Consider the following 23,403-nt stretch of genomic DNA (forward strand, 5'->3'; position numbering starts at 1 on the left):
GAAGAGAGCCTGGAGCGCGCTCGCGTGCGCTCCAGGCGGTTGCCTTAGAATTTCTTGCCTTCTTCCTTGAAGATGGCCTTCCAGTCCTTCACCAGACCGTCGAGCGCTTCCTGTGCGGTGCCCTTGTCCGCCACCACGTAGTCATGCACGCGCTTCTGTTCGGCTTGCAGGAGTTGCGCATAGGAGGGCTCGGCCCAGAAGTCGACGACCATTCCCATCGACTTCAGAAACTCCCCGGCGAACGGCGCGCTGTTCGGGAAGCTCGGATCGTTCAGCACGGACTTGGCGCAGGAATAGCCGCCCAGCGCCCACCACTTCTTCTGCACATCCCCGCCGGAGAACCATTTGATATATTGCAGCGCTTCGCCCTGGTTCTTCGAATAGGAAACGACCGAGATACCCTGTCCGCCGAGCTGCGTCGCCTGTGTCGCAGGGCCGGCGGGATTGCTGAAGAAGCCGATCTTGTCGCCGCCAACGTTCGGATCCTTGTAGAGGCCCGGGAAGAAGGCGAAGAAGTTCATCTGCAGCGCAACCTGGCCCGACTTGAACGCATCAAGTCCTTCGGACATGTAGGAGTTGGAGGCGCCGGGTGGCGTGCAGCACTTGTAGAGCTCCTTGTAGGCCTCAAGCCCCTTGACCGCGCCAGGCGAGTTGACGAACCCATCCATCGCATAGGGCTTCTTGGGATCCTGATATTGGAAGCCGTAATCGTAGAGATAGTTCGAAACGCCCATGGTGACGCCTTCCGAGCCGCGCTCGGTATAGATCGAAGCGCCATAGACCTTTTTGCCGTCGATCTCACGGCCCTGGAAGAACTTCGAGATGTCTCGCAGTTCGTCGAGCGTCTTCGGCGCAGCGAGATCGCGGCCGTACTTGGCCTGGAAATCCTTCTGGATCTCTGGCCGCGCAAACCAGTCCTTGCGATAGGTCCAGCCCACCGCGTCACCCATGGCGGGCAGCGCCCAATAGTTTGGCGTATTCTTCGGCCACTCCGAATAGCCGACCACGGTGGCCGGCATGTAATCGTCCATGCTGATCCCTTCCTTCTTGAAGAAATCGTTGAGCTTGACGTACTGGCCGTTCTCCGCGGCGCCGCCGATCCATTGCGAATCGCCGATGATGAGATCGCACAACGAGCCGTGCGAATTAAGCTCGTTCAGGAAACGATCGGCATAGTTGGTCCACGGCACGAATTCGAACTTCATACCGATGCCGGTCTTGGCGGTGAAGTCCTTCGACAGTTCGACCAGCGCGTTGGCAGGGTCCCACGCGGCCCAGCACAGCGTGATGGTCTTGGCCTGCGCGTGCGCAGGGGTAGTCCCCACTCCAGCACTGAGCGCGGATGCGAGAACTCCGAAACTAGTAAGAAGCGCCTTTATGGTCTGTTTCATAACGCTTTCCCTCCCAGTGGGGCCGGCCATCGACATGGCGCGACTCTCCAACCCGCTCGAATGCTTCGAGCAGAGCGATACAGTCCTTCACGGGCTGAACGACTAAACGGACGTTTCCTCGTGCCTGCCTGGATTCTTAGGGATTCAGCCAAGCTCGATTTGTTTAGTGAACCACGGGATACTAAACATTGCAAGCGGGCTGTTCTCGCATGGAGTTCAAACACTCATATCGGGGGCCCCTGCCAACAGCTTCTCGCGGATCGCTGCAATGCGAATGCCGTAGGCGTCGAGCAGCTGGACGTAGAGCAGCGCCGGCACGTTCGCCGCCTTGTGCGGGAAATCAGGCACGCGGCGCGCAATGAGCGGTATTCGCGAATGCATCACCGGCACGCGGCCAACACGTCGGATGCGGTGAAGACAGAGCAACAGCTCACCAACGGCTTCCGTGAAGAGCACCACCTCCTCTACATCTGCCAGCCGCAAAGCCAAAGACAAGACTTCAGGCACGGAACGCTGGAGGCTGCCGTCTTCGCCGCCGTCCCAGATCGCGCCGTCGGGCAGGACGACCTCGAGGCCGAGCACGTTGTCGCGGGTGTTGCCATAGCGCAGCACCCCCGGTGCCGCCGGCATTGGTGGCGATGTTGCCGCGGGCCGATGCCCCATCCAGCGATCAACCGGCAGGCCCGCCCGTGCTCCAAGACTCGGGTAGGTCGTCAGGGCGCGCCGAACAAGAATCTCGACGCGGGCCCAGTCCGGTTCGGCGTCGACGTGCGCGAGCTCAACCTGTCGAGAGCCGCAGGCCGGCTGGAGTCGGCGTGTTGGCCATTCTTCCGTCGCTCGGCATGATCGGAAGCCGCGGGCCGGCGGCAGGAGATGCGATGACGCCGTGATAACCGCGCTCGCTTGCAAGAAATACCCGATCACCCGCGGCCTCAGTCAGCGCCTTGGACCAAATGCCCGCGCAGATCACCGCGCGATCGCAATCGATCCGGCCTTGGTCGGTCGTCACCGCTTCACCACCATTCGTCACGGCAAGCCCGTTGCGCGCGCCTGGCGAAGGACAGCGCCTCGCATGCGCGCGGCGTCACGATCGCCGCCACATAGGCGCCCGGGTCGGTACAATAGGTGCCCTCCTCGACGAAAGCGCCGAAGCGATAGCTGGGGCTCAAATCCGGTTCCCTTCGGATTGATTGCTTTTCGACAAAACGAAGGGAAATTATTGCGCTTCGCGAGCAAAAGTCCAGCTGTCCCCTCACCGGTCGGGTGCGGTCTCCGCCACCAGCCACTCGCGGAAAGCCAGAAGCGGCGGGTACGTCGCACGTTCGGAGGGCCAGACGAGGTAGTATCGCTCAGGACTCTCCATCGGCAGATTGATGGCGCGAACCAGCTTGCGGCTGGCCAGTTCGTCCTTGATCAGGAACGTCGGGAGCAGCGCCACACCGACGCCGGCAATCGCGGCCTGGGCCACAGTCGCGAATTGGTCGAACACCATCCCCTGAAAGGTTCTGCCAGGCACATCGTGAAGCGAAAACCAGCGATCCCAGGCCTGAGGGCGGGTGGAGATGCTCAGCAGCGGAGCCTGCTTGAAGTCGCCTGCAACACGGAAGCCGTGTTGCCGTTTCAGTGCGGGACTACAGGCAGGAACCACTTCCTCGGATCGCAACAGCACCATCTCTGCACCTGGCCACTCCGGCTGACCGAAATGAATCGCGGCATCCAGTGCTTCCGCACGGAAATCGAAGTAGGACAAGCGCGTCGTAAGATTGATCGTGATCCCGGGATTTGCCGCCAAGAACCTGGGCAGGCGCGGCGCGAGCCAACGCGTACCGAACGTCGGCAGGATGGCGAGATTGAGCATGCCCCCGCTCGGATTCGCGTGAAGATTGAAGGAGGCGGTACTGATCTTGTGCAGCGCTTCGCGGACCTCGCGCGCATAGGGCCTCGCCGACGGCAGTCAGCCGAATGGTCTGACGCTCGCGGACGAAGAGTTCGACGTCGAGCTGCTTCTCGAGAATCTTGATCTGACGGCTGACAGCACTTTGGGTCAGGCTGAGCTCACGCGCGGCCAAGGTCATGCTGCCGGTCCGAGCGGCGCACTCGAACGCCGCCAATACGGCGGTGGAGGGAAGGAAGCGACGAGGCGTTTGCATACTCATTCCAATTTAGAATGATCTATTGATAAAACATTGATTGAATCAGCCCATTCTGCAAGTCTAATTTCAACGATCATAACTAAATCGCATGGATGCACCATCGGACCAGGCACGCCGCCGCAGGCGTGTTCTGTGGCAATGGAGATACTGATGACAGCCTTGCATGCGGATCCCGACGAAATCCGCACTCTGTTTTCCCGTGCCATGTCGGAAATGTACCGGGCCGAAGTGCCGCAATACGGAACCCTCCTGGAGCTCGTCAGTGACGTCAATCGCGATATCTTGCAGCGGCGCAGTGAGCTTTGCGCGAGCCTCGCACGAAACGACGAACTCGATCGGTTGAGCGTCGAGCGTCACGGCGCGATCCGCGTGGGGCGCGCCGAAGAGCTGTTCAATATCCGTCGTGTCTTCTCCGTGATGGGCATGCATGCGGTCGGCTATTATGATCTGTCGGTCGCAGGTGTCCCCGTCCACTCGACCGCCTTTCGGCCCATCACAGATGCAGCACTCCGCCACAATCCGTTTCGAGTTTTCACCTCACTGTTGCGTGTCGAGCGTATCGAGGACGAGGTGCTTCGCAGGCAGGCTGAACAAATCCTCGCCGAGCGCCAGATCTTCACGCCACGGGCGCTCGAATTGGTGAACATTTTCGAGACCGACGGTCGCCTGACCCGCCCGCAAGCCGAGGAGTTCGTTTGCGAGGCCTTGGAAACCTTCCGCTGGCACAGCGAAGCGACAGTGAGCCTCGATGTCTATCGAAAGCTGCATGATGCTCATCGGTTGATAGCTGACGTGGTGAGCTTCAAAGGCCCTCATATCAACCATCTGACGCCGCGCACGCTCGACATCGACGTCGTCCAGGCGGGGATGCCACGACGCGGCATTGTGCCGAAGGCCGTTATCGAAGGTCCGCCGCGCCGCAACTGCGCGATCCTGTTGCGTCAAACCAGCTTCAAGGCGCTGGGAGAGCCGATCATCTTCCGGCAGACAGACGGCAAAAGCGCTCAGGGAATGCATACCGCACGGTTTGGCGAGATCGAGCAGCGCGGCGTTGCGCTCACACCGAAAGGCCGCGAGCTCTACGACGCATTGCTTGCCTCGGCGCGTCAGGCCAGAGCGGCAGGGTCGACTACGGGCGACTACGACGCCGGACTCGCCGGGGCGTTCACGGCTTTCCCGGACGATTGGGCGGCGCTGCGTTCGCAAGGCCTCGCCTACTTCCGCTATTCGGCAACACCGGCAGGCGTCGAGGCGGGCAAGCGTCGGGCTCTGCCTTCCACCCTGGACGACCTGGTGGCCGAAGGCCTTTTGCGTTACGATCCGATCGTCGACGAGGACTTCCTCCCTGTCAGCGCGGCAGGAATCTTCCAGTCGAATCTCGGCTCCGACGCGCAGCAGAGCTACGCCGCACGCTCGAACCGGGCTGCGTTCGAGGTCGCCCTTGGCGCCGAGGTTCACGACGAAATGATGCTATACGCAAGGACCGAAAAAGATTCCGTCGAGCGGGCGATGAACCAACTCAGTTCGCCGCACATCGCATGCAAGGCAACGGCCTGATCGGGCCGCCTTTCAACTATACAAGAGAAACCACCATGACGATTACGACCCAAATTCCGACCGGCATTGCCAAATCCCTGGCCGGCGAGGCAGACCAGCTCCTGAGCAAGCTTAACGTCAAGCGGAGCCGCTACACCGGCGGCAAGCTGATTGCACGATCTCCGATCAATGGCGAGATCACGGGCCATGTGAACGAGATCGGTACCGCCGACGCACAGACGGCAATCGACAAGGCGCACGCCGCCTTCCTCGAATGGCGACTAGTTCCCGCCCCGAAACGCGGTGAACTCGTGCGCCTTCTTGGCGAGGAGTTGCGCGCCAACAAGCAGGCGCTCGGCAGGCTCGTGTCGATCGAGGCCGGCAAGATTGCGTCCGAGGGCCTCGGCGAGGTCCAGGAAATGATCGATATCTGCGACTTCGCGGTTGGTCTGTCACGCCAGCTCTATGGCCTGACCATCGCGACGGAGCGAAGCGAGCACCGAATGATGGAAAGCTGGCATCCGCTCGGCGTCACCGGAATCATCTCGGCGTTCAACTTCCCTGTCGCCGTATGGTCCTGGAACGCGGCGCTGGCGTTGATCTGCGGCAATAGCATCGTCTGGAAACCGTCCGAGAAAACGCCACTGACGGCGCTTGCGACGGAAGCGCTGTTCGATCGCGCGCTCGAGCGTTTCAGAGCGGAAGGCGGCGGGGCGCCGGACGCGCTTTCTGCCGTTCTGTTTGGTGGCCGCGAGATCGGTGAAATCCTCGTCGATCACGCCAAGGTGCCTCTGGTGTCTGCGACCGGCTCAACGGCAATGGGGCGTGTCGTCGGACCGCGGCTCGCAAAACGCTTCGCGCGCGCGATCCTCGAACTGGGCGGCAACAACGCCGCAATTGTCGCGCCGACGGCCGACCTCGACCTGACCTTGCGCGGGGTCGCATTCGCCGCCATGGGCACGGCAGGTCAGCGCTGCACGACGCTGCGACGCCTCTTCGTTCACGAAAGTGTCTATGACAGGTTCGTACCGCGTCTGAAGCGCGCCTACGAGAGCGTCACCGTCGGCGACCCGCTCAAGGACGGCACCCTGGTCGGTCCGCTGATCGACGGAGCGGCGTATGCATCGATGCAGAAAGCGCTGAGCGAGGCGCGCGCTGTGGGCGGCGAGGTGTTCGGCGGCGAGCGGATCCTCTTCGACGGCACTGATGAGGCCTATTATGTCCGCCCGTCGCTGGTCGAGATCACAGGACAGGTCGGCCCCGTCGAGCACGAGACCTTCGCGCCCATTCTCTACGTGATCAAATATCGTGACTTCGAAGCGGTGCTTGACCTGCACAACGCGGTCCCGCAGGGACTCTCGTCCTCGATCTTCACCAACGATCTTCGCGAAGCAGAAGCTTTCCTGTCGGTGGCCGGATCGGATTGCGGCATCGCCAACGTCAATATCGGCCCGTCCGGCGCCGAAATCGGCGGCGCCTTCGGTGGGGAGAAGGAAACCGGCGGCGGCCGGGAGTCGGGCTCGGATTCCTGGAAGGCTTACATGCGCCGCGCGACCAATACGATCAATTTTGGCCGGACACTGCCACTCGCCCAGGGCGTCAAGTTCGACGTCGCGTAGAGAGAGATTGCATGAACGCGCCCCTGCACACTTCGGCGTTGTTCCGCCCCTCCCACCGCATTGCCTCGATTGGCGTGTCGGAGATCCTGAAGATCAGCGGGCTCGCCGCGGAGATGAAGCGCCAGGGCCGAGATATCATCATCCTCGGCGCAGGCGAGCCTGATTTCGACACGCCCGACCCGATCAAGGATGCAGCCGAGCGCGCGATTCGGGCCGGCGTGACCAAGTACACCGCTTTGGACGGCGCGCCGGAACTCAAGGCCACCATTCGCGCAAAGTTCAAGCGCGATAACGAGCTCGAGTTCGCGCAAGACGAGATCACCGTGTCAGCCGGCGCCAAGCAGGTGCTCTTCAACGCCATGATGGCCACCATCAACCCCGGCGACGAGGTCATCATCCCGACGCCGTTCTGGGTGACTTACGCCGACATCGTCGCGATCGTCGGCGGCACGCCGGTGCTGGTGCCATGTTCCGAGGCCAATGGCTTTCGGCTTCAAGGTGACGTTCTTGAACGTGCCATTACGCCTCGCACGCGATGGCTGATGCTGAACTCGCCGTCCAATCCATCCGGCGCGGCCTATTCGGAGACCGATTATCGGCCGATCCTCGACGTGCTTATCAAGCATCCGCACGTCTGGCTGATGGTCGATGATATCTACGAGCATATCATCTACGACGATTTTCGTTTCGTCACGCCGGCGGCGATCGAACCGGCTCTCCGCAGCCGAACACTGACCGTCAATGGTGTCTCGAAAGCCTACGCGATGACCGGCTGGCGCATCGGCTATGGGGCTGGGCCAAGCCCCCTGATCCGTGCCATGGCTGTCGTCCAGAGCCAATCGACCTCCTGCCCGTCATCGGTCAGCCAGGCTGCGGCCATCGAAGCCCTGAACGGCCCGCAGGATTTCATCCGGGACCGCTGCCGGTCATTTCAACAGCGCCGCGATCTTGTCGTCGGCGCCTTGAACGCGATCGACGGCATCCGTTGCCGCGCGCCCGAGGGCGCATTCTACACATTTGCAAGTTGCGCCGGCTTGATCGGCAAAGTCACGCCTGACGGGCAGACACTACGTAGCGACACGGACTTCGCGGAGTACCTTCTTCGCGCCGTTGGCGTTGCCGTCATCCCTGGTTCGGCTTTCGGGCTTGCACCGTATTTCAGGATCTCTTACGCGACCTCCGCTGTCGAACTCGAAGATGCGTGCCAGCGCCTCGCACGTGCAACTGCGGGACTCTCGTGAGATCCCAAAGAAGACGCTGAAAGACCGTACCTGCGACACGTCACCACGAGTCCGAATATTCGTCCAGACATTGCGTCTGATTTGACTCTGCCCGGCAATTACCGATCTCGACCGCGATTTGCGATGATCGGCTCGCGCGGATGTGTCATCCGAGATAGTGCCTCAATAAAGATCGGTTCCCAGGCTCTGATATGGCGCCTGAGAAGATTGGTGAGCGCTTCTTCCTCGCCGGCCATCGCGAGTTCGATGATCTGGTAGTGCTCGGCGGCGGATTCGTTCTGGCGGGCAAGACCTGCGCGCGACTTGATGCCGTAAAGCCGCATCTGATCGCGCAATCCCATCACCATTTCGGTCAGGCGCGCATTGTCCGCCGCCGCCGTCAGCAATTGGTGAAAGTTCCGATCCGCTTCGAGATAATGCCCGATGTCTTCCGCCTTGACCGCCCGCGCAACCTCATCGGCGAAGGGAACAAGCTTCCTGAGATTCTTCTTCGGCTTACGCGCAACGATCGCCGCCGCGTGGAGCTCCAGCACCTCGCGGAGATCGAACAGGTTGCGCAGCTCGGTCAAGGTCGGCTCGACCACCCTGAAACCGCGATTGCGCATCGGCTCGATCAACCCGCTGCGCGCCAATTCGAGAAGCGCTTCCCTGACGGGGGTGCTCGACACGCCGAGGCTCGCGGCAAGCGTCGGTACTGAATACATCGATCCGGGCATGCTCTGACCGGAAATGATCTCCGCGCGCACCTGCTGTAGCACCAGCTCCCGTAAATTCTGGTCCATTCCCATCCTGCCTCGTCGGCTCCGGAATCATCCGGTTCGTCCGCGGCACCATAGTCGGGTTTGGCTACGGCACAATAAAAGGGCTTGACGACGGACACGCCGCAGATGACATTATGTAGCGCTTTACAGTAATGCGCTACTATTAGCCCTTCAGATGGTATGGCCTCCCTATGGCGCAGCGCGTACCCGGCTATTGCACGCTGTGCCGATCCCGATGCGGCGCAACCATGGTCATCGAAAACGGGCGGCTGATCGGCGTCGAGACCTTGCCCGATCATCCGACCGGCGGAGCGCTGTGCGCAAAGGGCCGCGCCGCGCCCGAGATGGTGCACAGTCCGCGCCGCCTGACCAAGCCGCTTCGCCGGACGGCGCCCCGCGACGCAGCCGATCCCGGCTGGACGGAGATATCCTGGGACGAGGCGCTGGACGACATCGCCCAAAGGCTCGGCCACATCAGAAAAAAATCCGGGGCCGAAGCGGTGGCCTTTGCCGTCACGACGCCGAGCGGCACGCCGATGGTCGACAGCTTCGAATGGGTCGAGCGCTTCATCCGCTGCTTCGGCAGTCCAAATCTGATCTACGCGGTCGAAATCTGCGGCTGGCACAAGGACTACGCCCATGCGCTGACCTTCGGACGCGGCATCGGCGTACCCGACTATGAGCGTGCCGACGCAATCGTGCTCTGGGGACATAACCCGGCCCGCACCTGGCTTGCCCAGGCAACGCGCGTCGCCGACGCACGGCGGCGCGGCGCGCGCGTCGCGGTGGTCGATCCCAAGCCGAACGGCTCCGGACAACAGGCCGACATCTGGTTGCGTATCCGCCCCGGCGCGGACGGCGCGCTGGCGATGGGGGCGATCCGGCACCTCATCACGACAGGGACGTACGACGCCGACTTCGTGACGCGCTGGACCAACGGACCGCTGCTGATCGACACCGCCACGGGACGCTTCGTTCGTGCGAGCGAGCTCTGGGCTGATCAATCCAGCGACGATTTCGTCACGCTGGACCGATCCGGAGCAGCACGCGCCTTCGATACTCGCGTTGCGGCGCCCGATCCTGCCTCCTACAAGCTGGATTGTCGGGCGACACTCATCGCGCAAGACGGCCGTGCGATCGCGGCGGCAACGGCCTTCAATTTGCTGACGGCCGCGGCAAATCCCTACACGATCGCACGTGTGGCCGAACTGACCTGGCTCGACGAGAGCAAGATCGCAGCCTTTTACGAGCTGTTTGAGAACAGCCCGCGGCTCGCCTATCATTCCTGGACGGGCGTCGGGCAGCACACCAATGCGACCATGATCGAACGGGCGATTGCGACGCTTTACGCACTCACCGGCGCCTGCGACCGTCCCGGCGGCAATATCTGGCCAGTCCCGCCTCCGACACGTACCGTCAACGACTATGCCTTGTTGCCGCCGGAGCAAAAAGCCAAGGCGCTCGGCCTCGACGAGTTGCCGCTCGGGCCGCCAGGCCGGGGATGGATCACGGCACGGGATTTCAGTCGCGCGGTTCTGACCGGCGAACCCTACCGGGTCGAAGCTCTGATGAGCTTCGGCACCAATTTCATGGTGTCGCAAGGCCATTCTTCGCGCAATCGCGAGGCGTTGCGCACGCTCGACTTCCACGTCCATGTCGACATGTTCATGAATCCGACGGCCGGCAATGCGGACATCGTGCTGCCTGCCAACATGCCCTGGGAACGGGACGCCCTAAAGATCGGCTTCGAAATCACGCAGGAAGCCGTTGAGACGATCCAGTTTCGCCCGCAGATGCTGCCGCAGCTTGGTGATTGCAAGGCAGACTATGAAATAGCAGCCGAACTCGCGGTCAGGTTGGGCATGGCTGATGAATTTTTCGGAGGCGATGTTGAGGCCGGCTGGAATCATCAACTTGCACCGCTCGGCGTGACCGTCGACGACTTACGCCAGCATCCCGAAGGCCTGCGTTTCCCTCAATCCTTTCGTCACGAAAAATACGCGCTGCCGCAACTGAACGCCACGGTTGCGGGCTTTACCACCGCCACCCGCCGCGTCGAGATCTATTCGGAACTAATGCTCGAACATGGCAACGCGGCGTTGCCGGGCCATATCGAGCCTGCCGAAAGTCCGCTCGCAGACGGCGCCGACAGTCGCTTTCCGTTGGTGCTCACCACCGCCAAGAGCGGTTGGTTCGTCCACAGCTCGCATCGTCACATTGCCTCCCTCCGCAAGAAGACGCCCGATCCGTCCATCGAGATCAGCGCAAAGCTCGCAGCCAAACGCGGCCTCCAAGACAGTGACTGGGCGGTCGTCACAACCTCAGCCGGCGAAGTCCGGCTGCGCGTGCGCCTGAATGAAGCGCTCGACGATCGCGTCGCCATCGCTGAGTTCGGCTGGTGGGAGGATTGTCCGCCGCTGGGACGCGACGCGATCCGGCCTGCGGGATCGCCGACGTCAAATATGAACGACGCCCTGAGCGACGCGACACGCGATCCGGTCAGCGGTTCGGTGCCGCTGCGCGCCACGACTTGCGACATCCGCAAGGATGAAACCGCGAGCCGCGGTCATTGGACGGGCAAGCGCGGCTTCGCAGTCGCCGCCATTCACAGTCAGGCCGACGATGTCGTCGCGCTCGACCTTGCGCCACACGATGGCGGTGCGATACCTGCGTTTCGCCCGGGACAGCACGTCCTGCTGAGCCTGCCGGGATTGGACGTTGCCCGCGCCTATTCGCTGACCGGCCACGATGGCCGCGATGTGCTGTCGATCGCGGTCAAGAAGCGCCGGTCCGGCGATTCAAGCCTTGCGGGCGATGCGGTTCATCTGTCCGATCACGTCCATCGTCTGGCGGTCGGCGATGAAGTTCAGATCGAGTCGCCCAGGGGGATTTTCACGCCACCGCTGCACGGACCCCGCCCCCTGATCTTTCTTGCCGCCGGAATCGGCATCACGCCCTTTATCGGTCATCTCGAGGCGCTGGCCAGACGAGGGTCTGCCGAGCGCGTTGCCAGGGTTTTGCTGCTCTATGGCTGCCGCAACCGCGGCGAGCATGCCTTTGCCGGACGGTTGCGGCAGCTCGCGGTTCTGCTGCCGGAGCTTGAACTCATTACTGCGTATTCGGCGCCGCGCGCGCAGGATCGCTACCCCGAGGATTACGACTACGCGGGCCGGCTGGATCTGTCCGCGATCGATCCGATGCTGCCACTGAGACCCCTCGCCTATCTCTGCGGTTCACCGGGCTTCGTGACATCGATGACGGCCCGGCTGGTTGAACGCGGCATTCCGCGCTTCGACATATTCATGGAAGCGTTCACCTCGCCACCGATCGTGCCACGGACGCTGAAGGCGCAGACCGTCCACATTGCCGATAGCGACAGGAGCTTCATCTGGACGCCTGAGCTCGGCACCCTTCTCGATGCGGCCCAGGCGGCCGGCGTGTCATTGCCCAGCGGCTGCCGCGCCGGCCAGTGCGAGAGCTGCCTCATGCGCGTCGTCGACGGCAACGTCGCACAGCTCGGCGGCGACGACAGCGCGACCGACCAGTGCCTGACCTGTCAATCCGTTCCACTGTCGGAGCTCACGCTCGCACTCTGATCGGCAAATGATGAACTGAACGCAACACCAACGCGACTATGGGGGCCGCAATGACCGATACGACGGATAAAGCTATCTTCCTCGACGAAGCACCGACACAAACCAACCCGCTTGCGAGATTCTCGCAGTACATGGTCCGCTTCGCCGAGCGCTGGTTCCCCGATGCATATGTCTTCGTTTTGATCGCCGTGGTCGTGATCGCGCTCAGCACCATCGTGCATGGCGGCTCACCACTTGCCGTCAGCCGTGCCTTTGGCGACGGCTTCTGGAATCTCATTCCGTTCACCATGCAGTTGGCGCTGGCCGCCGTCGGCGGCTATGTCGTCGCCATGTCGCCGCCCGTCGCGGCGTTGATGCGTCGGCTGGCCGGCGTTCCCTCCACCGCTCGCGGTGCCGTGGTTTTCGTTGGCGTGCTCAGTATCTTGCTATCGTTGCTGAACTGGAGCCTGAGCCTGATTTTTTCGGGCCTCTTGGTGCGCGAAATCGCGCGGCGCAACGACATCAAGCTCGATTATCGCGCCGCCGGTGCGGCCGGCTATCTCGGCCTTGGCTGCGGATTCACCCTCGGCATCACGTCATCGGTCGCCCAGCTTCAAGCCAATGCGGCAAGCATTCCGGCCTCGCTGTTGCCGATCACCGGTGTCATCAGCTTTTCCGAGACCATCCTGACTTGGCAAAACCTCGTCACGATCTTGGTCGTGACCACGCTGTCCGCAGCAATCTGTTATCTGACGACGCCGAACGATGCGTTGGCAAGGACTGCAGAGGATCTTGGCGTGTCTCTTGATGGCGACCGGATCGAGCCAAAGAAGCCGGCACGGCCGGGCGACTTTCTCGAGTTCAGCCCTGTTCTAACCATTCTGACCGTGGCGTTGGCCTCGGGCTGGCTCTGGTGGACCTTTCAGTCCGGCAATCCGCTGATCACTCTCTCAGGCCTGAACACCTATAATTTCGTGTTTCTGATGCTCGGCATTCTCCTGCATTGGCGTCCCCATAGCCTCGTCGAGGCTTTTTCCAAGGCAACGCCGAGCATCTCGGGCTTGTTATTGCAGTTTCCCTTCTACGCCGGCATCGCCCAGATGCTGACCAAAGTGCCTAATAGCAGCGGATTGACGCTCTCCGATACCATCGCTCACTGGTTTGCGCACGTCTCAGTCAACTCGACCGTTTTCTCGTTCCTGATCGGAATTTATTCAGCGGTGCTCGGTTTCTTTATCCCGTCAGCCGGCGGCAAATGGTTCATTGAGGCGCCCTACATCATGAAGGCGGCCAACGAAGTCGGAGCTCATCTGGGCTGGACCACTATGGTCTACAACATCGCCGAGACGCTGCCGAACTTCATCAACCCGTTCTGGATGCTGCCTTTGCTTGGCGTGCTCGGGTTGAAGTCAAAGGACTTGATCGGATACACGTCCGTGCAATTCTTCGTGCACTTCCCGATCGTCATGATCCTGGCTGCAATCTTGATGACGACGTTCATCTACCACGCACCAATTCTGCCCTAATCGATCGATGAACCTGATCACGCGGGATGTCGTGACCTCACCGACCCGACATCCCAGAGTGGGTAATCTCAGGCCTCTCCCGACATCGGCATTCGATACAAGACAGGTCCGTTCACCCCGCCGAACGAGAACAACATCTCGCAGTTGTCCGCGCGCGCTCGTCAATCCGCTCGGCCCGAACCGCTGCAATAATCGCGTCTCGGAACGGCACTCCGTTTGCCGTCGATGGATTTTTCTTGATCTCCGAGTGCACACGTCGTGCACAGGCCGGCTCCTAACCACCTGAAACACTTGAACTCTCGCTCCAATCCATCATGGGCAAGCCTGAGCTAGAGCGGGCCGCGCGTCGGGCCTCAAGTTGATCTCTGGATACAAAAATTCACAAATCCGCTGCACGCCACACAAAAATCGTTGCCGGAAATCTGAAACAGGAACGCTATAAGATTGTAGACCGCCCTTCGGCCTTGAAGAACCAATCTCGTATTGCGGCGATCCCGTCGCGGTGGCCGTACGGACCGTGTCCGATGGCATCTTAAAAAAATCGACGAAGACGACATCCATGTTTCGTTTGAACCGGAAGTCACTGGGATAGTGCCGGTTGAAAGGTCTGAAGTGGAATTCGTTGCAGGCTTGCCAAAGGCCATTGCGCAAATCGATATCCATCGATAGGAGATTTCTTGGCTCTGTGATTCCTAACGGTCCGAAAAAGCCATGCTCTACCCACACTGCTGGCAGGCTGCGTTCAATGAGCGCGCGTCTGAGGTCCTCGCAACTCTGTGTTGTTCGAGACCGCAAGTCTAGCGCAGACGCCGTGAATTTCGTTGCTTCCCATGTGCTTCCCAAATCCGGAGGCCTCCACAGAACTGGGAAGCAGCAACGCCCTAAGCCACTGTAATCGTTGGTGGGGGAGGCAGGACTCGAACCTGCGAAGCCATGAGGCGGCTGATTTACAGTCAGCTCCCTTTGCCACTCGGGACACTCCCCCGCTCGACGGCAGCACAATCGGGCCGGACCTTGCCGGCGGACCGAAGACGGCCATGGAACGTGAAGGCCGCAACAGCCCGGATGGGGGCGCGACCGGGCGCGGTTATCGGCGAAGCCGTGGGGTAAAGTCAACCGAGGCGAACAGCTAAAATCGCCTCACTGGACGCCCAAATTGCCATATTCCGGAACCCGTGACACAAGCGCACCATGAACGAGCGCAAATTCACACCCAAGCGCCCCCGCGGCGGGGGTAAGCCCTTCAACAGACCGGGCAAATCCGCAGGCCGCCCAGCCTGGCGCGACCGCGATTCGGCCCCCGACGGGCCCGTCATCCTCTATGGCTGGCACACCGTCACCATGGCACTCGCCAATCCCGAGCGGCATATCCGCAAGCTGACGCTGACCGAGAACGCCGCCCGCCGCCTGGCGGACGAGAACATCGAAACCCGCATCGCGCCCGAGATCGTCCGGCCCCAGGAGATCGATCGCCTGCTGTCGCCCGACGCGGTGCACCAGGGCCTGCTTGCGGAAGCCGATCCCCTGCCCTCGCCCGACATCGAGACGCTAGAGCCGGAAGGCATGGTGCTGGTGCTCGACCAGATCACCGATCCGCACAATGTCGGCGCGATCCTGCGCTCCGCCGCCGCCTTCGCGGTCAAGGCGATCGTTACCACCGCGCGCCACAGCCCGGAGGCGACCGGCGTGCTGGCGAAGGCGGCTTCAGGCGCGCTGGAGCTGGTGCCGATGATTACCGTGCAAAACCTCGCCCGCGCGCTGACCGCGCTGAATGAATGCGGCTTCCTGACCGTCGGGCTCGACAGCGAGGGCAGCGAGGATCTCTCCGATGTCACTCTGCGCGAGCCGCTCGCGCTCGTGCTTGGCGCCGAAGGCAAGGGCCTTCGACAATTGACGCGCGAAACCTGCAGCGTGGTGGCGCGGCTCGACATGCCCGGCGAAATCAAGAGCCTCAACGTATCGAACGCCGCCGCGCTCTCGCTCTATGTCGGCGCGAGCCGGCTCGGGTTGATGAAGCGTTAGCAAAACAAAACGCCCGTCCGCATCACGCGGACGGGCGTCTCGTTGGCTCAACCGATCGAACGATCAGTAATAGCGGCGCAGCACGCGGTGGCCGCCGTAATAGTACGGCGCGGGCGCGCGGCGTTGGGCATAGCCGTAGCGCGGACCGTAGCCGTAGTGCACGCGCGGCAGGTAGCCCTGGCGCGGACCGTAGCCGTAGCGATACGGACGATAGTACGGCCGGCGATAGGGATAGGCGGCCGGCGCTTCGACGGCGGCGGCACGATATCCATAGCCGTAACCGTAATTGGCGGGCGCAACAACCGCGTCCTCGCGATAGGTCGGATACGGCGCGAACGCGCCCGGGCCGGTATAGGTCGGACCCTGATTGACATAGTAGTACTGGGTCGTCGGCTCGGCGAGGCGCTCATAGGCGCCATAGCCGTACCCATAGCCGCCGCAGCCGGTGTTGCAGCCGGAATAGACCGGCGCGACCGGCTGGCACGGATTGAAGCCGCAGGCCATGGCGGGCGCAGCCCCAGCAATTATCACGGCAGCCGCCGCGACCAGTCCCGAAATCAGTTGACGCATTACTCTCTCCTGTTGATTTCTGTTTCGTTGGATTTGACGTTTCTTAACCGGGTGGCTTGTCTTAACCGGATGGCTTGCCGGCTCCTTCGGCATGTGGCCGCGGCCGACGATGCTGCGGATTGACGTTGATCTGCGGCGCCAGGATCACCGGCGGCGGATCGACAGGAATGTCCATTTGCGGCACAAGCGGCGCGGACTGCGCGCCCCAGCTCCGCTGATAGCTCTCTGCAGGCTGCGGCAACTTGCGGTTCGCGGGCGGCTCGACCTCGAGGCGGCCGTAGCCGGGCCGCAGGCCCAGGGTCGGATAATAATGGCCGACATCGGAAGGCTGCCGCTCGGCGACATAGCGCCCGCCATAGATCGTGGGCTGCACCTGGACGTTCTTGCCGAGACCCCAGACACCTTCGACGACGGTGTAGGACGCATCGATGCCGTTGATGATGATGGGCACGCCGGGCCGGCCGGGGACGACGACATCGAAGCCGCCGCCGGCAAACGCCGACGCGGGTAGTCCGATCAGAAATGCTGCGAGCGCCACGGCGCGCATAGGCGGGATCCCGGTTGTTCCGGAACGCAACCTATCCGATTGAGGCGCAGAGAGGGTTAAGGCCGATTGACCAACTTCCGGTAAGCCTAACACGCAAGGATTGCCTGCCGTTCAAATGCGCCAAAACGCAGTAGCGAAGCATTAACAGCCCGCGGCGCGGCCCGAACCGCGTTCCCTCGCTCACGTCGGTTTGACCGATGCGGCGGAAAATCGGGCTGTTTCGCGGGAACGTCCGTCGCCTTGCGCGTTTAGCCCGCGTCAATCACAACGGGAGTCAATAAACATGAACATGAAACTCCTTGGCGCCGTCGCGATCGCGGCGACGACTTTTGCTGCGCCTGCCATGGCGCAAACGGTGATCAACAATCCGGGGCGCTGCTCGGCGCAATACCCCAACGCCAACTGCCAGAATCTCGGACCGGGAAACCCTTACACCGATAGCGGCTATCGCCATCGCCGCGTGTCCAATCGCTACAGTAATGGCGACCGGTATAACGACTGGAACAGGACCCACACCGGCTTCTGGCCGACCGATGTCGCCGGCGACGTTGCTGGTGCCGCCATCGGAACTGCGGGCGCGATCGCAACCGCACCGTTCCGCGCCTTCGACAATTCGTACGCCTACGACAATTCGCGGTACAACCCCGGCTGGGACACGCGCAGCTATGCCGAGCGCAACGGCTTCGTCTGTACGCCTGGCACCTGGGTCAAGGGCGACGACGGCCGTCGGCACCGGTGCCAGTAAACTGATCCAATTCAAGCTGATCCAATTCAAGCTGATCTAGTCGAGAGCGACAGAACAGGCGGCCTTCGGGCCGCCTGTTTCATGCCGGCGATCAGTTGCGGGTTCTGGCACTTTCCAATCAAGTCTGATATTGCGGCGCCCGGGCAGACTGACAGCCCCGGCGCAGGCCGGGCTCTGCCCCGCTTTCCAGCGTCGCCGGCTTAGTCTAACTAAGTCGGAATGCAGACCTCATTCAGGTAATGCGTCGACGGATTCGACTTGCTCTGCAAGTATGCAAGGGGCGGCGGAGCGTCCCCATGCCAGCGCCTTCGAGTTAGTAATTGGAAGGCAATGCGAGTCTGCTCTTGCTTCAGCAGCGGACTTTGTTGGCTCACCGCCGCATGTCTAGCGCGGCCGATCTCCGTCGACGACTGCGGAGGCGCTATTCGCTCATTCGGTTATTCCGCCTAAGCGCGGTGTCAGCAATGGCATCGACCCACGTCTGTTCGGCCCCCTTTCGCCGGCCGCCGAAACCAACAAATGCGACGCGGCCCCGTGGGATCGAAATAAACAGCCAACAGCTGTATGAGCGATTTAGACGTTGCTTGGATCAAATACCAAAGGTGTAGGCACCTTGATGAGCACTAAAAGCGACCGGCGCTAAAAATTGCAGCAAACGCAAGCCCTTACACGACGCTAATTTTGCCTCCAAGGCCTTCATTTAATCTTAATTTAATTTACACATTTTTAGTTTAACTTGGTATATTTAATATGACATTTAATGGCATTTATTTGATTCAAGGCATTGAGATTGGATCGGCTCCCAAGCTTTGACGAACTCGCTTTGATGGCAAGGGGCCCGATCGACAATCGATTTGCGCTCTGCGGTGTGAACCCTTACTCGGAGAAAAATTATGGAGCAGAGAGGTTCTCATTCGACACGCATCCCAAAGTCAGGCTCAATCAGCTTCGGCCGTTCGAAAGCAGATTGCATGATTCGCAGCATCTCAGCATACGGTGCCGCCCTGGATATTGTTGGAAATGGACAGATTCCCGACGAATTCTCGCTGACCGTCATTCCGGACGGTGACCTTCGCCGCTGTGCAGTCGTCTGGCGTAAAGAAAAGCGTATCGCCGTCGCATTCTATTGACACGCCACCAACTCATGCGGATGCAGGTGGAAGTTCTTAGGGACAGAGGCGCGCCGGCGACGAACAGGGGCTGGTGCACAGAAACCCGGCTTTAACATACCCAATCAACCCTACCTGCCGACCGCGCGTGTCACCAACCGCATGCGGTGAGGCGTTAATTTTTGGGAGGAAAGACTTATGGCCGAGAAGTGGATGCACCAGCCCATCTGGGATCCGATTGCCCTTGCAGCGCAACTGCGTAACATCACGAAACAAACCCAAGTACTGATGCAGCAATTCACGTCTCATGAGCCTGACGCGATTAAGTTCGGCGTAGGCGAAAGGTCAATGCTTGGGTTTGATTTTTTCGAGTTCATGACGAGGATGATGGCCGACCCGGCGGTGGTCGCACGCGCGCAGATTGGCCTATTCTACGACATGGTAGGTCTCTGGCAGAAAACCGCGGTACGCATACTCATGCTGTCTGCACGCGAGGCCGATACCCCAAAAGATAAACGGTTCAAGCATCCGGAATGGAGCGAGAATGCTGTCTTCAGCTTTGTGAAAGACAGTTATCTTATTACGGCAGCGTCGGTTCTTTCTGCAATCCGCGAAGTCAAAGGCATGGACGAGGCCTCTGCCCGCAAGGTCGACTTCTATACCCGCCAGCTGGTTGATGCCCTGTCCCCTTCCAATTTCGTCGCTACCAATCCGGAGGTCCTCACCGCAACCTTGGCGTCGGGCGGACAGAACCTGCTGCGCGGTTTGGAGAACCTTCTTGCCGATCTGAAGCGCGGCAATGGCCGTCTTGCGATTACCATGACCGACATGAAGGCTTTCCGCCTCGGCGAAAACATCGCAACGACTCCCGGAAAAGTCATCTACCAAAACGAGCTCATGCAACTAATCCAATATACGCCGTCGACACGAGAGGTTCGCAGGCGGCCACTCCTCATCGTGCCACCGTGGATCAACAAGTTCTATGTTCTCGATCTGCAGCCGAAAAACTCGTTCATCAAATGGGCCGTCGATCAGGGACATACGGTCCTCGTCATCTCCTGGGTAAATCCCGACAAGCAGCACGCTGAAAAGAACTTTGAAAACTACATGCTCGAGGGCCCCTTGGCCGCCCTCGATGCTATCGAGTCTGCGACCGGAGAGCATAGTGTCAACGCGATCGGCTATTGCCTCGGCGGGACACTGCTCGCCTCGACGCTGGCATATTTGGCCGCGAAGGGCGAGGACCGGATTACAAGCGTCACCTATTTCGCGACGCTCGTCGATTTTACCGAAGTTGGGGATATGGCCGTCTTCATAGACGAAGAGCAACTGGCATCTCTCGAAAGACGGATGCGCCAGCATGGATATCTGGAAGCGCATCAAATGGCGACCACGTTTAATATGTTGCGCGCCAATGACCTGATCTGGTCGTTTGTCGTTAGCAATTATCTGCTCGGCAAGAAGCAAGTGCCCGGTGATCTTTTGTTTTGGAACTCCGATTCGACCCGCATGCCCGCGGCGATGCACTCGTTCTACTTGCGCAGGATGTATCACGAAAATCTCCTGGCAAAACCCGGTGGGATCACATTGGCGGATACGCCGATAGATCTGTCGAAAGTCAGGACTCCGAGTTTCATTCTGGCTACCCGCGAAGACCACATCGCGCCGTGGAAATCGACCTATGCGGCGACACGCTTGTACTCCGGACCGGTCAAGTTCGTTTTATCAGATGCTGGCCATATGGCTGGCGTCATCAGCCCACCAGGCACCAAATACGGGCATTGGGTGAACGACGATTTGCCGCCCAGTCCAGACGAATGGTTCGTCGACGCTGCGCCTCATCAAGGGTCGTGGTGGCCGCTTTGGGACGACTGGGTAACCCTATTTGACGAAGGCCGCGTTCCGGCTCGCGAGCCCTGCAGCGGTGGGCTACCGATTATCGAAAACGCGCCAGGTTCCTACGTCCGCGTGAGATCGATGGCCTTCTAGGTTGCGGCGGAAGTGATCTGTCGCTGCGCGCAAATCAGAATACGGAACGGTGTTGGTCACAAGTTTCGGAGACCAGTACGAGAACGTCCGCACGTTTTGCCTCTCGCGTCCTAACTCAGATTACCCTCCGTATTCCCGTTGCGATTGGCTGGTTGGGATGTCGGCAAGACAAGGAGGCGCAGTTCGTGTTGGATGCGGACACTATGGTTGGCATTTCGGTTCCGGTGATGATCGCCGCGTGAAGAAGCTCGCGATCGACATCGAGGTTATGTGCGTGCTTCCAGCCGAGGGGTCGAAGCCGATTATGCAATGGCTCGCGGTTTTGCCATATCCTTGGTGTTCGAACGTCAAAGCTCGCGAAAGTATTCCGGCTATTGATGCCCTGCAACCGATCGAGAGTTTCCTCAGGCGGATGGGAAACGAGCAACGCGCCCATCGCTTGAGGGCCACGAGCGACGACCTTCTGACGTCGGGAAATTGGCGCTTTCGAACCTGACAGGTCTGGCTGACGATGCCCGTTGTTGGGGGGCAAAGCGGACCTCCCAGTTGCGTATGCAGACTTCTGAGTTTGTGAAGATGCTATGGGCGAGCGGCGAGAGCATGGCACCATGGGCGCTGTTCAACGGCTACCGATGGAGCCCCCCATGTCGCAACATTTTCGTTTTGACGCGAGCAGGTCCCTCACCGCTCTCGAGCAGGATAGCACAATCATTGCCGTGATCGAGATGAGCCAAACGAAGTGGCTGGTTGCGGCGCTCGTTCCCGGCATCGAACGCCAACCTCTTAAGAAATTCGATGCCCACGAGGAAACGCTGCTGAAGCTCTTGCATCGTTGGCGCCACGAAGCCGGCCAGGCTGGGCGCGACATCAAGCGTATCGTCGTCGCCTTTGAGGCTGGCCGCGACGGGTTTTGGCTCGCGCGCTGGCTGCGGGCGCGCAATATCGAGGTTTACGTCATCCATCCCACCAGCATCGCGGTGTCGCGCGAACACCGGCGCGCGAAGACCGATCGTCTCGATACGGAACTTCTGATGCGCGTCTTTCTCGGCTGGTTGCGCGGCGAAAGGCGCCATTGCAGCATGGCGGCGATCCCGACGATCGAGGAGGAGGACGCGAGGCGACCGAACCGCGAGCGCCAGAATCTGGTTACTGAGCAAACGCGGATTATCAACCAGATGAAGGCGATATTTATCCGCTTCGGCATTCGCTCTTTGCGGCCGACCATGCGCAAGGTTGCAGAAAAGCTCGAAGATCTACGCACGGCGGAAGGCACGCCATTGCCACAGAACACGCTTGCGGAACTGCGCCGCCATCTCGGGCGGCTACGCGTCGTGCGCGACCAGATCCGCGCGGTCGAACAGGAACGCCTGCGCAAGCTCGCGGTGGCGCCTGCTGCGCAGAAGAAAAGCCCACACGCGATGGTCCGGCTGATTGCCCGCGTCCTGGGCGTTGGTGTCGAAACGGCGGACATGCTGGTCAACGAGATCTTTTTGCGCCACTGGCGCGATCGCAAGGCCGTCGCCCGTTACGCCGGCCTGACTGGCTCACCCGACGAGAGCGGCAGCCGTCGACGCGAACGAGGTCTTGCGCGTGCTGGCAATGTCCGCGTCCGCAGCGGCATGATCCAGCTGGCTTGGCGTTTTGTCAGGTTCCAAAAGACCAGCGCCCTGGCCCAATGGTTCGCGGCGCGAACCGCCGACGGACGCGCCAGCACACGCAAGACGATGATTGTGGCACTGGCGCGTAAGCTGCTCATCGCCCTCTGGCGTCTCGTTACGAGGGGCGAGGTTCCGCAGGGCGTCGTGTTACGTCCAGCGTCATGAACGACAGCATGGAAAGAGAGCAACGATAGGACAAACGGTTTGGCAGCCCTTGCCAGAGGCTGCCGACAAATCCGAGGTGGCGGTGTCCCGACGTAAAACCCATGGCTTCAAATGCCGCTGTGAAGATTGGGCCCGCCGCCCCGGAGCTTCGCCGACGATGCGCATAACTGCATCATGGTGCGATCCGCAAATGGATCGACCGAATACAAGGTTGTGGCGCGACTTCTGCGCCCGATGGCGAGCTCCCCTCGGATCAGTCGTGCCGCTCTTCAGGCTGCAAGTCTACTCATGTTGGTGAAAGGAGAGGCCCCCACAGTAGCAATCCACAGTGCCTCGAACAGCGCCGAATGACCTTTGTACGTCGCGGCGACAATTATGATGGCTCGGACTGCGCCTTCGCCGTCAAAGCCCCGCGCCTTCGGCGCGCCGCAAGCGGCTTTGGGGCTTGACCGCTCAACGCAGCCGAGCAAGGGAGCTCTCCATGCCGCAAATGCAATCTGCTGACGTGACAAAATGACTCGACAGCACCGACACTCTCTACTTGACACCGATAGGCCCCATACAAGGGTTTCGGATGGCGGCCCCATGACGGTGGGGCCGCGCGCACGGGGCCGGCGTCCGAATGCCTCCAAGGGAGATGCTATGGGGCGGCGGCGAGGATATTGCATCCATCGTTGCTGATGTGAACCGATGGAGCGCCCCATGCAGAAATTGAACGATCTGAGCCGATCCCCGAGCCCCCTCGACCCGGACGGCACGCTGATCGCCGTTATCGAACTGAGCCTGTCGAGCTGGC

Annotated in this window: 18 protein-coding genes, 1 tRNA gene and 2 pseudogenes; 11 read left to right on the forward strand and 10 right to left on the reverse strand. The window is 60.9% G+C overall.

Annotation, left to right across the window (positions count from 1 at the left end):
* Positions 1-44: 44 nt before the first annotated feature.
* From IVA82_RS13330 to IVA82_RS13355, 5 genes and pseudogenes are all read right to left on the reverse strand, one after another.
* Positions 45-1,391: an extracellular solute-binding protein gene (locus IVA82_RS13330; protein ID WP_247388851.1), complete on the reverse strand. Its 1,347-nt coding sequence runs from the start codon at positions 1,389-1,391 to the stop codon at positions 45-47.
* Between the two features lie 534 nt (positions 1,392-1,925).
* Positions 1,926-2,037, reverse strand: a pseudogene (locus tag IVA82_RS13340) (FAD-binding protein); the annotation flags it as partial.
* A 132-nt stretch (positions 2,038-2,169) separates the two neighbouring features.
* Entirely contained in the window at positions 2,170-2,400 is a 231-nt protein-coding gene (locus IVA82_RS13345) for a hypothetical protein (RefSeq protein WP_247388850.1), read from the reverse strand.
* A gap of 4 nt (positions 2,401-2,404) precedes the next feature.
* Positions 2,405-2,560 carry a hypothetical protein gene (locus tag IVA82_RS13350; RefSeq protein ID WP_247388849.1) on the reverse strand — a complete coding sequence of 52 codons (156 nt, stop codon included), beginning with the start codon at positions 2,558-2,560 and terminating at the stop codon, positions 2,405-2,407.
* 83 nt (positions 2,561-2,643) lie between these two features.
* A pseudogene (locus IVA82_RS13355) lies at positions 2,644-3,541 on the reverse strand (LysR family transcriptional regulator).
* 153 nt (positions 3,542-3,694) lie between these two features.
* Between IVA82_RS13355 and IVA82_RS13360 the strand changes: the two are divergent.
* Genes IVA82_RS13360 through IVA82_RS13370 form a run of 3 tightly spaced genes read left to right on the forward strand, consistent with a single transcriptional unit; the run spans position 3,695 to position 7,940 of the window.
* Positions 3,695-5,101, forward strand: a complete 1,407-nt coding sequence (locus IVA82_RS13360; protein ID WP_247388848.1) for a VOC family protein — start codon at positions 3,695-3,697, stop codon at positions 5,099-5,101.
* Between the two features lie 35 nt (positions 5,102-5,136).
* Positions 5,137-6,699 carry an aldehyde dehydrogenase family protein gene (locus IVA82_RS13365; RefSeq protein ID WP_247388847.1) on the forward strand — a complete coding sequence of 521 codons (1,563 nt, stop codon included), beginning with the start codon at positions 5,137-5,139 and terminating at the stop codon, positions 6,697-6,699.
* Positions 6,700-6,710: 11 nt separating this feature from the next.
* On the forward strand, positions 6,711-7,940 hold the full coding sequence (locus tag IVA82_RS13370) for a pyridoxal phosphate-dependent aminotransferase (protein ID WP_247388846.1): 1,230 nt from the start codon (positions 6,711-6,713) through the stop codon (positions 7,938-7,940).
* Between the two features lie 98 nt (positions 7,941-8,038).
* On the opposite strand, the gene IVA82_RS13375 is transcribed toward IVA82_RS13370, so the two are convergent.
* Positions 8,039-8,722 carry a GntR family transcriptional regulator gene (locus IVA82_RS13375; RefSeq protein ID WP_148737942.1) on the reverse strand — a complete coding sequence of 228 codons (684 nt, stop codon included), beginning with the start codon at positions 8,720-8,722 and terminating at the stop codon, positions 8,039-8,041.
* Positions 8,723-8,892: 170 nt separating this feature from the next.
* On the opposite strand from IVA82_RS13375, the gene IVA82_RS13380 reads away from it, so the two are divergent.
* On the forward strand, positions 8,893-12,297 hold the full coding sequence (locus IVA82_RS13380) for a molybdopterin-dependent oxidoreductase (RefSeq protein WP_256469646.1): 3,405 nt from the start codon (positions 8,893-8,895) through the stop codon (positions 12,295-12,297).
* 50 nt (positions 12,298-12,347) lie between these two features.
* On the forward strand, positions 12,348-13,802 hold the full coding sequence (locus tag IVA82_RS13385) for a TIGR00366 family protein (RefSeq protein WP_247388844.1): 1,455 nt from the start codon (positions 12,348-12,350) through the stop codon (positions 13,800-13,802).
* Positions 13,803-14,114: 312 nt separating this feature from the next.
* On the opposite strand, the gene IVA82_RS13390 is transcribed toward IVA82_RS13385, so the two are convergent.
* Positions 14,115-14,465, reverse strand: a complete 351-nt coding sequence (locus tag IVA82_RS13390; protein ID WP_247388843.1) for a hypothetical protein — start codon at positions 14,463-14,465, stop codon at positions 14,115-14,117.
* 236 nt (positions 14,466-14,701) lie between these two features.
* Positions 14,702-14,787, reverse strand: a tRNA-Tyr gene (locus IVA82_RS13395).
* A gap of 206 nt (positions 14,788-14,993) precedes the next feature.
* On the opposite strand from IVA82_RS13395, the gene rlmB reads away from it, so the two are divergent.
* Positions 14,994-15,824, forward strand: coding sequence for a 23S rRNA (guanosine(2251)-2'-O)-methyltransferase RlmB (gene rlmB / locus IVA82_RS13400; protein ID WP_247388842.1), 831 nt, complete (start codon positions 14,994-14,996; stop codon positions 15,822-15,824).
* 63 nt (positions 15,825-15,887) lie between these two features.
* Here rlmB and IVA82_RS13405 read toward each other — a convergent pair whose 3' ends face one another.
* Positions 15,888-16,394: a hypothetical protein gene (locus IVA82_RS13405; protein WP_247388841.1), complete on the reverse strand. Its 507-nt coding sequence runs from the start codon at positions 16,392-16,394 to the stop codon at positions 15,888-15,890.
* A gap of 61 nt (positions 16,395-16,455) precedes the next feature.
* The gene (locus IVA82_RS13410) at positions 16,456-16,941 is read right to left on the reverse strand and encodes a hypothetical protein (RefSeq protein WP_247388840.1); all 486 of its coding nucleotides are present in this window, start codon (positions 16,939-16,941) and stop codon (positions 16,456-16,458) included.
* Between the two features lie 283 nt (positions 16,942-17,224).
* Here IVA82_RS13410 and IVA82_RS13415 point away from each other — a divergent pair, with 283 nt between their 5' ends.
* From IVA82_RS13415 to IVA82_RS13435, 5 genes are all read left to right on the forward strand, one after another.
* Positions 17,225-17,686: a hypothetical protein gene (locus IVA82_RS13415; protein WP_247388839.1), complete on the forward strand. Its 462-nt coding sequence runs from the start codon at positions 17,225-17,227 to the stop codon at positions 17,684-17,686.
* A 971-nt stretch (positions 17,687-18,657) separates the two neighbouring features.
* Complete coding sequence (locus IVA82_RS13420; RefSeq protein WP_247388838.1) at positions 18,658-18,816, forward strand: hypothetical protein; 159 nt, start codon at positions 18,658-18,660, stop codon at positions 18,814-18,816.
* A gap of 177 nt (positions 18,817-18,993) precedes the next feature.
* Positions 18,994-20,784, forward strand: a complete 1,791-nt coding sequence (phaC, locus tag IVA82_RS13425; RefSeq protein ID WP_247388837.1) for a class I poly(R)-hydroxyalkanoic acid synthase — start codon at positions 18,994-18,996, stop codon at positions 20,782-20,784.
* 238 nt (positions 20,785-21,022) lie between these two features.
* Positions 21,023-21,280 (forward strand): hypothetical protein, encoded by a 258-nt coding sequence (locus IVA82_RS13430; protein ID WP_247388836.1) that lies wholly within the window; start codon positions 21,023-21,025, stop codon positions 21,278-21,280.
* Positions 21,281-21,509: 229 nt separating this feature from the next.
* A complete protein-coding gene (locus tag IVA82_RS13435) occupies positions 21,510-22,607 on the forward strand; it encodes an IS110 family transposase (protein WP_247388902.1) in 1,098 nt (365 codons plus the stop codon).
* Positions 22,608-23,403 lie beyond the last annotated feature (796 nt).

Source organism: Bradyrhizobium sp. 142 (assembly GCF_023074015.1).
Classification (GTDB): domain Bacteria; phylum Pseudomonadota; class Alphaproteobacteria; order Rhizobiales; family Xanthobacteraceae; genus Bradyrhizobium.